This window comes from Desulfobacter curvatus DSM 3379 (assembly GCF_000373985.1).
Classification (GTDB): Bacteria; Desulfobacterota; Desulfobacteria; order Desulfobacterales; family Desulfobacteraceae; genus Desulfobacter; species Desulfobacter curvatus.
On record NZ_KB893092.1, the window covers coordinates 1 to 14531 of the forward strand.

The 14531-nt window shown below is 44.8% G+C and carries 16 protein-coding genes; 5 read left to right on the top strand and 11 right to left on the bottom strand.

Features of this window, described 5'->3' with window-relative positions; translation table 11 throughout:
* Positions 1-73: 73 nt before the first annotated feature.
* The 8 genes from B147_RS0120940 to lon form a co-directional block, all read right to left on the bottom strand.
* Positions 74-307 (bottom strand): hypothetical protein, encoded by a 234-nt coding sequence (locus tag B147_RS0120940; RefSeq protein ID WP_020589165.1) that lies wholly within the window; start codon positions 305-307, stop codon positions 74-76.
* A 235-nt stretch (positions 308-542) separates the two neighbouring features.
* A complete protein-coding gene (gene folE2 / locus B147_RS0120945; RefSeq protein WP_020589166.1) occupies positions 543-1322 on the bottom strand; it encodes a GTP cyclohydrolase FolE2 in 780 nt (259 codons plus the stop codon).
* On the bottom strand, positions 1316-2062 hold the full coding sequence (locus B147_RS0120950; RefSeq protein WP_020589167.1) for a tRNA 2-thiocytidine(32) synthetase TtcA: 747 nt from the start codon (positions 2060-2062) through the stop codon (positions 1316-1318). The genes folE2 and B147_RS0120950 overlap by 7 nt, the downstream gene beginning before the upstream one ends.
* A 6-nt stretch (positions 2063-2068) precedes the next feature.
* Complete coding sequence (rpoZ, locus tag B147_RS0120955) at positions 2069-2278, bottom strand: DNA-directed RNA polymerase subunit omega (protein ID WP_026259763.1); 210 nt, start codon at positions 2276-2278, stop codon at positions 2069-2071.
* A 71-nt stretch (positions 2279-2349) separates the two neighbouring features.
* Positions 2350-2817, bottom strand: coding sequence for a transcription elongation factor GreA (gene greA, locus B147_RS0120960; RefSeq protein WP_020589169.1), 468 nt, complete (start codon positions 2815-2817; stop codon positions 2350-2352).
* A 67-nt stretch (positions 2818-2884) separates the two neighbouring features.
* Positions 2885-3547, bottom strand: coding sequence for a phosphatidylserine decarboxylase family protein (locus B147_RS0120965; protein WP_020589170.1), 663 nt, complete (start codon positions 3545-3547; stop codon positions 2885-2887).
* Between the two features lie 63 nt (positions 3548-3610).
* Entirely contained in the window at positions 3611-4306 is a 696-nt protein-coding gene (tsaB, locus tag B147_RS0120970) for a tRNA (adenosine(37)-N6)-threonylcarbamoyltransferase complex dimerization subunit type 1 TsaB (RefSeq protein ID WP_020589171.1), read from the bottom strand.
* 2 nt (positions 4307-4308) lie between these two features.
* Positions 4309-6684: an endopeptidase La gene (gene lon / locus B147_RS0120975; RefSeq protein ID WP_020589172.1), complete on the bottom strand. Its 2376-nt coding sequence runs from the start codon at positions 6682-6684 to the stop codon at positions 4309-4311.
* 334 nt (positions 6685-7018) lie between these two features.
* Here lon and B147_RS0120980 point away from each other — a divergent pair, with 334 nt between their 5' ends.
* Complete coding sequence (locus B147_RS0120980) at positions 7019-7804, top strand: prepilin peptidase (protein WP_020589173.1); 786 nt, start codon at positions 7019-7021, stop codon at positions 7802-7804.
* Between the two features lie 105 nt (positions 7805-7909).
* Here B147_RS0120980 and B147_RS0120985 read toward each other — a convergent pair whose 3' ends face one another.
* Positions 7910-8269 (bottom strand): DsrE family protein, encoded by a 360-nt coding sequence (locus B147_RS0120985; RefSeq protein ID WP_020589174.1) that lies wholly within the window; start codon positions 8267-8269, stop codon positions 7910-7912.
* A 531-nt stretch (positions 8270-8800) separates the two neighbouring features.
* Between B147_RS0120985 and B147_RS0120995 the strand changes: the two genes are divergently transcribed.
* The gene (locus B147_RS0120995; RefSeq protein ID WP_020589176.1) at positions 8801-9448 is read left to right on the top strand and encodes a peroxiredoxin; all 648 of its coding nucleotides are present in this window, start codon (positions 8801-8803) and stop codon (positions 9446-9448) included.
* 140 nt (positions 9449-9588) lie between these two features.
* Complete coding sequence (locus B147_RS0121000; protein WP_020589177.1) at positions 9589-10974, top strand: MBL fold metallo-hydrolase; 1386 nt, start codon at positions 9589-9591, stop codon at positions 10972-10974.
* 78 nt (positions 10975-11052) lie between these two features.
* On the opposite strand, the gene B147_RS0121005 is transcribed toward B147_RS0121000, so the two are convergent.
* Entirely contained in the window at positions 11053-11526 is a 474-nt protein-coding gene (locus tag B147_RS0121005; protein ID WP_020589178.1) for a chemotaxis protein CheX, read from the bottom strand.
* A 202-nt stretch (positions 11527-11728) separates the two neighbouring features.
* On the opposite strand from B147_RS0121005, the gene B147_RS0121010 reads away from it, so the two are divergent.
* The gene (locus B147_RS0121010; protein WP_004074121.1) at positions 11729-11998 is read left to right on the top strand and encodes an HU family DNA-binding protein; all 270 of its coding nucleotides are present in this window, start codon (positions 11729-11731) and stop codon (positions 11996-11998) included.
* 261 nt (positions 11999-12259) lie between these two features.
* A complete protein-coding gene (locus B147_RS0121015; protein ID WP_020589179.1) occupies positions 12260-13012 on the top strand; it encodes a PilZ domain-containing protein in 753 nt (250 codons plus the stop codon).
* On the opposite strand, the gene B147_RS0121020 is transcribed toward B147_RS0121015, so the two are convergent.
* Positions 12996-14429: an exodeoxyribonuclease I gene (locus B147_RS0121020; RefSeq protein ID WP_020589180.1), complete on the bottom strand. Its 1434-nt coding sequence runs from the start codon at positions 14427-14429 to the stop codon at positions 12996-12998. The genes B147_RS0121015 and B147_RS0121020 overlap by 17 nt on opposite strands.
* Positions 14430-14531: the final 102 nt, after the last annotated feature.

Below are 14531 nucleotides of genomic sequence, written 5' to 3' on the forward strand. Positions count from 1 at the left end.
TTATCACAGCGTTTTCTCCTCAAATGTAACGTTTCGATTGGTGGGTGAACTCACACACATCCACGTTACATTATCAAAAGACCTGCAGAGTGTCTATTATAATTTTGCGACAAAATAATTTTAGATGTCGCTCCGCCCCCCTGATATCATTGATAATAAATTTTGATGCGTCAGCGCTGATACTGGTTGCATCTTGTTCACTTATGACCATTGAATAGCTTCCATCGGCATCTTGATTAATCTCATGATTTTCTGTCTCATCACATTCTACAAGTTCTACACTGACTTTGACTTTGTATTTTGACATTGTTTTTCCTTTGAGAAGTTATAGCTGTATAGCTTTACATCTCAGAAAGGAAAGCAGTTGTCTTCCATTTTTGTGTTTTTTGCTCATATTCTTCCTACCGACCGTTGGATTTTCAAAAATTTACCCGCACAGGTCGAAAATTATTGGCATTTTAAATTCACCCGTTATAATAATTGGAGCAGGAGCACGATTAAGAGCACGACTAAGTATCAATTCATTTGTGATGGAATATAATTCAACCCCGTGAATGCTCTATATAGGCATAGGCACTATGGTTGTGAATGGATTCAAAATTCTCCGCGCTCACGGAAAACCAGGTGATGTTGGCATCTTCGATAAGCGCCTTGGCCACATCCCTTACAATATCTTCGACAAATTTTGGATTATTGTACGCTTTCTCCGTGACATATTTTTCATCTGCGCGTTTCAGCACTGAATAAATATCGCAGGATGCAGCTTGTTCAACCAGGTTGACAATCTCTTCGATCCAAATAAATTTATGAAACCGGGCCGCAACAAGCACCTCCCCCCTTTGATTGTGGGCACCATATTCTGAAATTTCCTTGGAGCAGGGACATACCGAAGTAACAGGAACCGCAACTTTTAATACCATATCTGCTTTTTTCCCGTTATTGGAAGAGCCGACGATCGTGCAATTATAGTCCATCAGTCCCTTGGATTGGGTGCAAGGGGATGTTTTCTCGATGAAATATGGAAATGATATTTCAATGTGTGCAGACTTTGCCCCAAGAGAGGCCTTCATATCTTCGAGAATGTTGGTCAGAGAGTTGAGTGACACCGGTGTATTGACGGTATGCAGCAATTCCACAAAACGGCTCATGTGGGTGCCTTTACACTGATGGGGTAAATCCACATACATATTGACTTCAGCAACCGTGGACTGGGAACCGTTTGCTTTATCCCGGACAATCACCGGGTGTTTAAGCCCCTTAATGCCGACTTTATCAATGGGTATATTTCGAAAATCCGGCTGATTCTGCATATCGATCAACATGGCATCTCTAAAAGATAATCAGCGGCGATGTTACCCATTGCCCTGAATATATTCCCTTTTATATGTTTATTCTGCAGGTACATCCTTTCAAGCATATCTGCAATATCCTGCCTTTTGGTGTAACCGGCACTTGGGCATGTATTAACAAATTCCGGCAGATCACAAACTTGTGCAAACCTGTTGATCTCAAGTTTCTCAACATAGGACAAAGGCCTGATAATATCAAAGCGTCCGCCGAAAAATGACTGATTAGGCTTCATTGTTCCTATCTTTCCGGCATAAAAAATATTAATGAATAATGTTTCAATCAAATCATCTTTATTATGCCCTAAAGCAAGTTTTTTACAACCATGCTCCCGGGCAAGTTCAAACAAGCGTTTGCGCCGCAGCCTACTGCATAAAAAGCATGGATTTTCCTTGTTTTCATCGGAATGGGCTAATGTACCGTAATTGGTTTTTTCCACCACCATACCCTGATGAACGTCCTTATATCTGTCATTGATATAAGAATCCAGTTTTTTAGCAAAAGAATTATCAAATCCCGGATCAATGTAAACCGGAACAAGGTCAAATGCTACAGGAGCTTTTTTTTTTAAAGAAACAAGAAGGTGAAAAAGGGCCAGGCTGTCTTTCCCGCCGGATATCCCTACCAATATCCGATCATTATTTTCGATCATCCGCCAATCGTGAACGGCCTTGCCGAGCAGATGCATCAGACGCTTTGTCAGCCCTTTGCCCAAACCGGATTATTCTTCGTCAGACTCCGGATCTTTTTTAACAACGATCCGATTAGCGGCAATTTCACGCAATACGGTTACAACATCCTCATTTCTAGAAGATGGTACAAGGAAATCAGCCCCTTCCCTGACCTGGCGAATCCGCTTGGCAGCCAGGTGAACAAGCGTGAAACGGTTATCAACATTTTTCAAACAATCTTCGATAGTTACACGTGCCACAGCACTTTCCTTTCTATAATTTTACTACAGTCTTGAGGGACTTGAAAAAAATCAAACTACGAAACAAGGCATCAAAGAATATCAACAACCTCATAAACCCGTTTTCCGCCCGGTGCCTGGACAATGGCCTCGTCACCCATCACTTTTCCGATCAGGGCTGAACCAAGGGGGGAAGAGACGGAAATTTTGCCTTTTTTAATATCCGCCTCATCCTCACCGACAATCATGTATTCCTGTTCCTCTTCGGTATCCAGATTCTCCACAAGAACGCGGCTGGCAAACCGGATCACATCCTTGGCCACAGAGGCAGGATCAATTACCTTGGCGTTCCCGATCTTATAGGAAAGCTCACCGATCCTGCCTTCAATGAAAGACTGGCGCTCTTTTGCAGCATGGTATTCGGCATTCTCAGACAGGTCTCCATGGGCCCTGGCCACTTCAATGGCTTTGATTATCTCAGGACGGTCCACGGTTTTTAATTTTTCCAGTTCTTTTTTCAAGGCCGCAAAACCTTGTTTCGTTACAGGTATCTGGTCCAAAATTTAAAATTTACTCCATAGTTATTTAATTGACAACACAGCGTTTTGACGCCTTGTTGATTTATAATCAGCACATCCGGCCAATAATAGTACTGCCTGCACTTGTTTTATCACCAAGGCTGACATGTATTTCAAAATCCATGGGCAGATAAAGATCCAAACGGGATCCGAACTGAATCATGCCGTACCGGTCGCCTTTGTGAACTTGCTCGCGGGGTTTCACGCAGTTGACAATACGCCGGGCAATGAGCCCTGCGATCTGAACACACACATAACGGCGGCCATCGTCCGTTCTTATTACCAGGGCATTGCGCTCATTGTGAATACTTGCTTTATCAAAAGATGCGTTTACAAATTTACCCGGATGATATTGAACCTTCTCAATCATGCCGCTGAACGGGATACGGTTGACATGGACATTGAATACATTCATGAAAATACTGACCTTCTGGCAGGGTTCATCCATGTATTCACACCGGGGAATGCGTTCTACAACAATCACCCTCCCGTCTGCCGGTGAGACCAGAAGATCTGTGCCTTCCGGCACTCGACGTTCGGGGTCCCTGAAAAACCAGGTAATAAACAACGTAATCAGCAGCGCAAGCCCACCTGTTTTCAGGTAACCAAAATAAAAAAGCATCCCCGTAACAAGGATGGCTGCAATAACGTATTTGACGCCCGGCATGGCAATGGGAAGCACTGCCTTTGCCGGCCATTTAGAATTGTCCATATCCCTTTACCTAATAGTGCTTATCCACAACCCAATATTTATATCAAGTATGCCAATATATTGTCAAGCGCCTGTTTTCTTTTCAAAATGGATCTGTGCATCGGATTTTCTAAGATAAACCGGGGTCAGGGGGTGGCTTTCAAAATCAAACACACCGTCATCGGACATCGCAGAAATGACCAGTGCACAGGCACTGACCCCGTCCATGGAAGGGGAAGAGAACACAGCCCCGGCACCGATTTTGCTGCAAATTTTTTCCCGGTATACCTTTGAACCCGAGCCGACAAACAATGCCTCTGAACCGGCCTGGTCAATGGCAACCTCAGGGGCGCATACCATTTCCGGGCCTTTTTGAATAAGCTTGCCATGCTGGAATTGATACACGGCAGAGTATACTTCGTTGCGCCTGGCATCCATCATCACGCACACAGGCGCCTGTGCATGACAGAATCTGAACGCAATACCATCAAGACTGGAAACCCCGGCACAGGGCTTTGATACCGCCCTGGCCAAGCCCTTAACCATACTGATGCCGATGCGGAGCCCGGTAAAGCTGCCCGGCCCCTTGGCTGCAATGAATCCATCTATCCGGTTAACAGACATCCCCTCCCTGCTTTCAACGGCCTGTTCGATCATGGGCAACAGTCCCTTTGAATGGGTCTGCCGGCTGAACAGGCCGGACTCAAAAACAAGGTTGTTATCTTCAAACAGAGCGATGCTTGCACCCTGCTCTGCTGTACTCAGGGCAAAAAGATACATCGTTATTCGGCTTCAAGAGCGAGATCCAGAACTTCCCTGACATCCTTCACACAGATGAACGTCAGTTTGGATTTCACAGACTTTGGGATATCATGGAGATCTTTTTTATTCTTCTCCGGAATAATAACCGTCTTAATGCCCGCCCTCAAAGCCCCTAGAGACTTTTCCTTAAGGCCGCCTATGGGCAACACCCTGCCCCGCAACGAAATTTCACCGGTCATCCCCACCTTATTGTTCACCTTTTTACCGGTAAACGCCGAGACGAGGGCTGTAGCAATGGCAATCCCGGCCGAAGGACCATCCTTGGGAATGGCGCCGGCGGGGACATGAATGTGGATGTCGTTGGAATCAAAGGCTTCCTTGTCTATGCCCAATTCTTCCTGATTGGCTTTGGTGTAGGTCAATGCGGCCCGTGCAGATTCCTGCATCACCTCACCGATCTGTCCGGTTAGTAGCAACTCACCTTTTCCCGGAAATAGCGACGTTTCTATGTACAAATGCTCGCCACCCACTTCGGTCCAGGCAAGCCCTGTAGCCAAACCGACCTGGCTCTCTTCCTGATCCATTTCATTAATATATTGGGGCGGGCCGAGGTACCTGGTTAAATTCTGGCAGGTAACGGCAAACCGCCCTTTTTGGCCCTCAGCTATTTGCCGGGCAATTTTTCTGCACACCGAGTCCAATTTTCGCTCAAGTTCCCTGAGACCTGCTTCCAGGGTATATTCTGAAACAATGGATTCTATGGCGTTGGGGCTGAAATTAATGGCACGGCGGGTCAAGCCGTTATCTTTGATCTTCCTTGGCAAAAGATGCTGTTTTGCAATGACCACCTTTTCCTGGCGGGTATATCCGGTAAGATGGATCAATTCCATTCTGTCAAGCAGCGCCGAAGGAATGGTGTCGGCCATATTTGCCGTCAAAACAAACAACACCCCGGACAGATCAAAAGGCATATTCAGGTAATGGTCAGAGAACTCGGAGTTTTGTTCAGGATCCAACGCCTCCAGAAGTGCGGATGACGGATCCCCTCTGAAATCATTTCCCAGCTTGTCAATTTCATCCAGCATAAAAACCGGATTGTTCGTTCCGCATTGACGAAGCCCCTGTAAAATTCTTCCGGGCATGGCACCAATATATGTCCGTCTGTGCCCCCGGATCTCTGCCTCATCACGAATACCGCCCAAAGAAACCCGGTGAAACTTACGCTTCATAGCCTTGGCAATGGCCCGGCCAAGAGAGGTTTTACCCACCCCCGGAGGCCCGACAAAGCAGATAATCTGGCCCTTTTTATTTGGATTTAACTTGCGCACACTTAAATATTCAAGAATTCGTTCCTTGGCCTTGTCCAGTCCATAATGATTCTGGTCTAAAACCTCCTGGGCTTTTTTTATGTCTAAAAAATCCTTGGTGGTTTTGCTCCAGGGCAATTCAACAATACAATCCAGATAGGTCCTGACCACAGAAGCTTCGGAAGAATCAAAATGCATCTGTTCCAGACGGGTCAACTGCTTCAGTGCCTCTTTTTCACACGCCTCCGGCAGCTTGCACTTTTTTATTTTTTGTTTGAATTCAGCGATCTCAGCAATTTTATCATCGCTCTCCCCAAGCTCCCTGTGGATGGCCTTGACCTGCTCACGAAGGTAATAATCCCTCTGATTTTTTGAAATTTCGTCTTTAACGTGGGTCTGAATTTTAGCCTGAACCGTTGACAAATCCAACTCCCGGGCCAAAAGATCATTCACACGGGTTAAGCGCTCAACGGCATCCGTGGTTTCCAGAAGGCCCTGGGCATCCTCTACCTTGAGGTTAAGGTTAGAGGCCACCAGGTCTGCAAGTTTGCCCGGGGAGTCAATATGAGATAAAAGATCTCCCACGTCACCTGAAAACTCGCCCTTGAGTGCTAACAGCTTTTCACTGTTCTCCTTTACGTTACGCATCAGGGCTTCAATTTCTATATCTATAGAATCAGGTTCGACATCAAAAATCGTCTCCACCCTGACCTTAAAAAAAGAACGCTTTTGAACAAATTCAATAAGTTTGGCTTTGGAAATACCCTGAACCAGTGCTTTGATCCTGCCGTCAGGCATTTTTATCATTTTCTGGACCCGGGCAATGGTCCCGATATCATAGACATCTGACGGTCCCGGCTTTTCCATTTCCGAATCTTTCTGGACTGATAGGAAAACATAGCGGTCAAATTCCACACACTCTTCAATGGCCTTGATGGACTTTTCCCGCCCAACAAACAAGGGAAGCAGCATATCCGTAAAGACCACCACATCCCTGACCGGCATCATGGGAATCACCTTTGGGATTTCTTCGACATTACCTTCTTTTTCGATTATTTCAATCAGATCATCTATATCTGCTTCTGCCATTTATGCTCCTTGATTACATAACGGCCATGGGCCGCGCCTGCATTTTACTACCGGGTATACTCCCGGTACATGGTGAAAGGATATCAGACCCTTTCATAAAAAAACAGGACCAGACCGAAATCCACCGGACCATCTGTGGTTTTTCAGGTTGGCCCTCACATACGGGCTTTGGTGTACCTGCGTTTTAAGTTGTAATTACAATATAACAGAAAAATATTTTTACAATATGCTTGAAAAAATATTTTTATCATTGGATAGTTTACTTAACTACATCAGATAACCGTCGAACATCCCAGGTGAACTCAAACATATTGATCATTGCCCAAGGAGTGATATGTTCCCGCTATTTATTTTAATTGCTGTGATGTCCTTTGTTTTTGGCGCTTGTATCGGCAGTTTCCTCAATGTGGTGATCTGCCGGATGCCCGAAGGACAATCCATTGTCTCACCGCCGTCTCACTGCCCGGCCTGCAACCATGCAATTCCATTTTATTTCAATATCCCGATAATAAGCTTTCTTCTGCTTAAGGGTAAATGCGGGTTCTGCAACGCCCCCATCTCCATACGCTATCCTTTGGTGGAGCTGATCACCGGATTATTAGCCCTGGGTTTTTTTTTAAAATTCGGACCAACGCCGACCGCTCTTTTTTACTTTACATTCAGCGCTGTGCTCGTTGCCGTCTCCTTTATTGACCTGGATCACCAAATCATCCCGGACAAATTGTCCCTCCCCGGAATTCTCTTTTTTTCCTCATCCTGTCTTTTTGTGCCTCAAGTATCCTTTATTTCAGTAATTTTTGGCATTTTGGCCGGCGGCGGCATCTTATATCTTGTGGCCCTTTTATATTACCTTATTCGCAAGCACCAGGGTATGGGAGGCGGAGACATTAAACTTTTAGCCATGATTGGAGCGGCCATAGGCGTAAAAGGGGCCTTTTTCACTCTATTTGCAGGTTCAGTCTTCGGCACCCTTGGTGGAGTAGCCGCCATGGCACTTACAAAAAACTCGGAGAAAAGACAGGCAAAAATCCCATTTGGCCCGTTTCTTTCCCTGGGGGCTATTTTCTACATTTACTGGGGGGAGCCTCTAATACACTGGTATATCAATTTCATTGGGTAGTGTTTGAACGAAAAGTCACCCATCAATATCCTTGCATTCGGGCCTTGCATCCGGGCAACTTATCGTCCACACACGTTTTTTATGTTCAGGCATTAAAAATATCTTTTACAGACTGATAACCGTAGCATCACAGGACATATTGATAAATTCGGCAGCCGAAGCCATGCGCGCACCCTCAATAAGATCGTCGTCGTTGATCTGCCGGGCGTTGGCACATGGCGTGCAAACCAAAATAGGGACATTATGGGCCTGAAGATATGCCAGGAGATCATCGGCCACATCACCGGTGGCAGCCCGGACATGGGTGATGATACCTTCCTTGGCCAGATACACCCCTTCATCCAGTAGGAAAAGGCTGGTATTTTTCCCTTCTTTATGCGCTATGGTTGCCAGATGAATAGCCCGGGTGGCCCGGTTGGTGTCATTGGTGCCGCAAGATAATGCGACTACAACGTTGTCTGTCATGGCTTCCTCCTCATTTTAAAATTCTATTAAATTATAGATTGAAAAAAACTAACGTTTGAAGTACTTGTGCCACACGTCTTCTTAAAATCTTCATTAGCATAAACAAATGCAAAAACCTCGCCCAAGCGAGCCAAAACCTGACACAAACCTTTAAAAATAATGAATAGATGCCGGATAGGAGATCAAATATTCTACTGAATATCGATAACAAAACAGAATATGACACACATATGTTTTGTTAGGTGTCTCAAAACATATGTGTATAGATACATATGTTCTTCCGTATCACGTATTTAAAAATCGTTTCAATGATATAATTGTCGGCATCCTCCCACAAAATATGAAGCCTAAATCCTTTCTACACAGACTTTTTTATAAAATTTTCAATCTCACTCAATTTCAAAAAAATATTTTGGCACGGTACATGCTTAAATCCAATCCCAAAGAACAGTTTAAAGCATCTTTATAAATAGTTCACAGGTCAAAATAACAAAACAAAGCATCAATCAAAATTTAATAAAGGAGAAAAACATGGAACATCAAAACACAAACATGCCCCTTCTTGGCGATGAATTTCCGGAAATGAATGTGGACACCACCCATGGCCCCATGAGCCTGCCCAAAGACATGAAAGGCAAATGGTTTGTTCTCTTCAGCCATCCGGCGGACTTCACCCCGGTGTGCACCACGGAATTTGCAGGGTTTCAAAACCGTGTTGCCGAATTTGACAAGATGGGAGTACAGCTGATCGGCATGTCGGTGGACCAGGTTTTCAGCCATATAAAATGGATTGAATGGATCAAAGAAAAACTTGATATAGAAATTACTTTCCCGGTTGTTGCCGCCAACGACTCAGTCGCAAACAAACTGGGTATGCTGCATCCGGGTAAAGGCTCAAATACGGTTCGGGCGGTATTTGTGGTTGACCCTGAAAGCAAGGTACGCCTGATCCTGTATTATCCCCAGGAAATCGGGCGGAATATGGATGAAATTGTCCGGGCCACAAAGGCGTTAATCACATCAGACCAAAATGGCGTGGCCATACCTGCCAACTGGCCGGAGAATGAACTGATAAAGGACAGGGTCATTATTCCGCCGCCAAAGTCACAAAAGGATGCGGCACAGCGGCTGAGCCAGTATGAGGGTTATGACTGGTGGTTCTGCCACAAAGCACTGTAAGTCAACCCAATCAAATTTAACACCAGGCCCGGAAATTGATATCTTTTTCCGGGCTTTCCTGCAACATTTATTCATCATTTTCAACACATTTAAGATTATTCAGTTTCAAACGCCACTCACTTCAAAAGGAGGCCCGCACCATGTATTTTAACCAAATTTCAGTAAAAGGCCTTGGGTGCCAGTCCTATTGCATTGGCTGCCCTGCAGCCCAACAAATGATGGTCGTGGATCCCAAAAGGGACATTCAGGACTATCTGGATATAGCTTACCAGGAAGGTATGCGCATCACCCATATAGTCAATACGCACCTTCATGCAGACCATATTTCAGGCGACCAGGAGTTAAGCGCAGCTACGGGTGCGGATATTTATATTAATGACAGTGTGGATATCAGTTATGCCCATAAAGGCATTGAACAGGGCGATGTTTTTATCCTAGGGGCTGCAAAGGTCGAAGTGCTTCACACGCCTGGCCATACACCCAATTCCATCTCCCTGGTCGTCACAGACACAGGCCGTTCCGAAAAACCGGAAATGATTCTAACCGGAGACTTGCTGTTTGTGGGGGATATCGGGCGGCCTGACCTTCCCGGCTCCGAGATCCTGGACGAGCAGGTTGAAAACCTTTACAACAGCCTATACAAAACCCTTGCAGCTTTTCCCGACTACCTTGAAGTCTACCCCGCCCATGGAGAGGGGTCTTTGTGCGGTAGAGGCATGAGCGCAAAAAAAAGTTCCACCCTGGGCTATGAACGCAGTGCCAACCCCATGCTGCAGTTTGATTCCTTTGAGGCGTTTAAGAAAGACATCATGTCTGCCTTCCCGGCCCGGCCCAAAAGTTTTTCATATATCATTGCCACGAACAGCAAAGGCGCAGACCTGCTGGATGCATGCACCCTGGACAAACGGCTGACACCCGACCAGTTCCAGGAACTCATGGAAGAGGAAACCACCTTGGTCATGGACACCCGGGACAGTGCAGCATATGGCGGATTCCACATCCCCGGCAGCATAAATATAGGATTTGAAAAACAATTGGCCAACTGGGTGGGCATGGTGATTGATCCAGGCACGGAACTGTTGTTGGTGGTGGAAAACCGGGACGCCTACGACCGGATGCTCACTGAACTTCACCGTATTGGCTATGATGCAGTCCTGGGATATCTTTCAGGGGGTATAAATGGATGGCTCATGAGTGGCAGGCCAGTGGATCAGCTTGCCCAAATCTCCCCGCTTCAGCTTCACAAAAGAAATGGTCCGGACGGCCCCTTGATTCTGGATGTCCGTACCCCGGCAGAGTGGAACAGCGGCCGTATTGAACATGCGGTTCACTTTCCTTTGACCGATATTTTAGATCATAAAACGCCCAAAGCAGACAAAGATCAGGAGATTATTCTGCAATGCGGCAGCGGGTACCGGTCCAATATTGCGGCCGGTTTCCTTAAGGATCAGGGGTTTACCAATATTAAATCGCTGGCCGGCGGCGTATTTGCCTGGCACAACGCAAATCTACCCCTGGTGCAATAATTCGAATAGCCCAATAAGTTAAACTGATCTCAGGCTCATGATCAAAATTTAACTGTCCCGGATAGGCACAAATTTTGATCATGAGCTTTGATCCGAATAACAGACCTCAAGCAACACCTTTCCCTTGGTTGTACGAAAGGGGATAACGACAATATGACTGCCGGATTCGGTATGTAAAATTTCTTCATTGCGACCGGTCACAACTTTTACGAATTTAACTTTTACTTTTTTCCCCAGTTCCCCAATTTTTGTTGTCACATGCCCGGCAACCATGTTGCTGATCTCCCCGACAGCATCTGTAATTTCTTCATTAATTTCGGTCATTTCCTCGCCAAACATAGCGGACACAATGCCCAATATACTTTTCTCGGTAAAAGAAATCGTAACCGTTGCCTCCAGATCTCCCTCAACTGTCAGAAGCCCTGAAATGTCACCATGATGTTCGGTGTTTCCCTTTAAAAAAGGCGGTTCCGGTTTTACTTTTACTAGGGCAGTGGTATCAAGAATGTGTAAAGTTCCTTCAATAAAGGGATTGACAAGCGCTACATCCATTTTCACCTCCTGTTTTCAAACATTCTATGCTGTCCGAAGAAAACTGGCAACGAATTTTTAATAAAACGCAATAAAGACTTGACACGCCCGGCTCAACGACGTAACGTACCCAAAAAAAGCTGAATGAAAATATTTTCACTATAAATATACTTTTAACTTAAAATATTTCCTAACAAACCCCAAAAAAAAGGAGTGAAAAACGATGAACAAAGGCGATTTGATTAACAAGGTATCAGAAGTTCTCAGCAGTAAAAAAGATGCTCAGGCAGCCGTTGACTGCATGATTGAGACAATCACTGAGGCGTTGGCCGCCAATGACTCTGTTACCTTGGTGGGTTTTGGCACATTCAAAACCGCTGAAAGAAAAGAGAGGAAAGGCAGAAATCCACAGACAGGAAAAGAAATCAATATTCCGGCTAGGAATGTACCCAAATTCGTACCCGGAAAAGCACTTAAAGACGCGGTAAAATAATTCCAAACACTTCAGAAGTCATGAGGATTTTAGCTTCAAGACATTCAAGGTTGCGCTCAAGATAACCTAGAGGATGGAATTCTTATGACTTCTCCGAAGGGTAGATATTTTAAGTAAAGTGCCGCAGAATAAAAATCTAAGTTTATGTGATGTCTCGTTAATGATACGATACATGAATTTCTGTTTAATTCCGATACATTTAATTAATTTTAAATTTTTTGTGCATCGCTGTGGTCAGCATTGCCTGATCGGATTATAGGCATGGGATTTGACGTCAAAAAGATATTTTTCCCTTCGGTGGGTGTAAATCTGGTATTTAACATAAATACCGATTTCCCCGTTTCAAAATCTTCCATTATTTATGATGCTGATTTTAAAAAAAAGGCTATCACCATTGCCCAGCCGATTATTCCTATAACCCCAAACACACCGTTTGAACAGCTTCACCTTACAACGCTTGTCTATATAGATCAACGCCGTATACGGGTTGGGATACCTTGCAGCCCGATCCGGTTTATAAACGACTATCCCATGGCCGGCGGCACTACGGTAAAAGCGATTGTGGTTCAATACCGGTTACCGGCTATCGAAACCAATATACGTTCCGCCTTCAGGCTTTCAATGACCAGTAAATATGTGGTAAAGGCCAAAATAGCTCATAACGGCCAGGAATACCGGACACCGGGTGATTTCAAAATAAAAGACATCTCTTTTTCAGGCCTCGGCCTTGTCATACTTGAAAAAAAGGGGAAGCGTCCATCTCCCTTGTCTGTGCTGAAAGCAGGTACAAAAATGACCATGGGAATTGCTTTAGTAGACCGTGATCACCCCGGGTCCATAGGCAGCTTTCCCGTTCAAATCCAGGTTGCGCGAATTAATCTGAATTATTCTGAAACCCATACATTAATCGGTCTGAAGATCACCAATATCACCAGGGAAGATGAAGAGATGCTCAACCAGTTCATCCACACTGCCCAGATAGAGGAATTAAAACGCTTCAGCAAAAAAGGCTGACTTGACGCTGAATATGAGCTCTAAGCCACTTTAAAAGACCTTTCTGGCTGGAATCAAAGGACTGAATTGTCTCCGCTTCAATCTTTTCAAGCTCTTCAAGCGCCTTGGCACAGGTCAGTTTGACATCCTCTTTATATCCTTTGATAGATTCCTTTGGATTACTTCCACAAAGACATTTTAAATGCGCGCAGAACTCAGGAGCAGGTTTTTCATTAAAATTTCGCACAAGGATTCTTTGGGCCAGCATCCGGATCCTGTCACTTTGGAAGCGCTGGGCAATCTGACATCTCTTTTTTTCTTCTGTTTTATGAAAAATCGCGATCTCTTTTTTATCTTTAAATGAGAAGAACCCACCCTGATACAAATCTGCATCAGCATCGATATCAGGCACCTGAGGGTATTTGAAATTTCGATGAAAGCTTACCGTTTTATCAAAAACGGACACGTTCTGCTTGATCAAATCAAGATTTTGTATGCACACTGTTCGCGATACAGGTGGCAGCTTTTCCCAAAAACGATCCAGCACAGGCAAAATGAATAACTGATCACCCGGTTTTTTTCGTATTGTAATAAGATCATATACCCCAAGGGCATCATCTATCCGGTCAAACAGCCCCTCCTTATCCAAACGGATCCACAGGCTTTGATTTTTATAAGGAACAGACCCACCCACGCAAACCACTGGGGCCATATAGTTGCAGTCCGCACCAAATGAGACGGATACCATGAGGGCTAAATCCATTCCGTACGTTTTAGATAATTTTGAGGTTTGAAGACTGCTCATGCGTTTAAGATCAGCATTTTTGTCAAAGAACCCCTGGACATATGCCCATATTTCTTCGTATCTTGAAACCGCTTTTGCAAGACCGACAACAGATTCAACATCACTCATGGCTTCATGGGCCCTTCCCGACGTTTCAAACTTGTTTTGCCGGGTTAAATGTTCAAGCTTCATGGTTGATTGCCCATTTTCAAGCACAGGCCAGGAAAGGGCCTGTGTACAGAAGAGATAATATATCAATGTGACCGGCAACATATCCATCCGGCCACACCCGTTGGCAAACTGATGCGAATAGGGTTCCAGTAAATTACGATAAAAAAGAAACCGCAAGAATTCGTCATCAAATCCAAGGGAATTATACCCTATGCTTACGGTCTGGGGCATATTCAAAAGCGTATGAATTTTTAAGGCTGCATGGTATTCAGTGATACCGGTCTCAAGTATTTGAGCGTCAAGTCTGTGCGTAAGAAAAGCCCCTGGAGAGGGCACAATATCATCCCTGAGGCGGACAACAATATCCTCTCTGCCTATCTCATTTAAAGACAGATCCGTTCGAATACAAGCAAAGGTCAGCACCTGGTCAAAGGCCGGACTCAGCCCGGAAGTCTCGATGTCATAGAATAAAAAAGTCTGCATTGATTAGAAAAGAAACGAATCCATTAGGTTAAAACTCAAAAAGGGAAGCAAATATAAATTTGCTTCCCTTTGATGGTTTTGAATACGTGAAATACGCGGGTG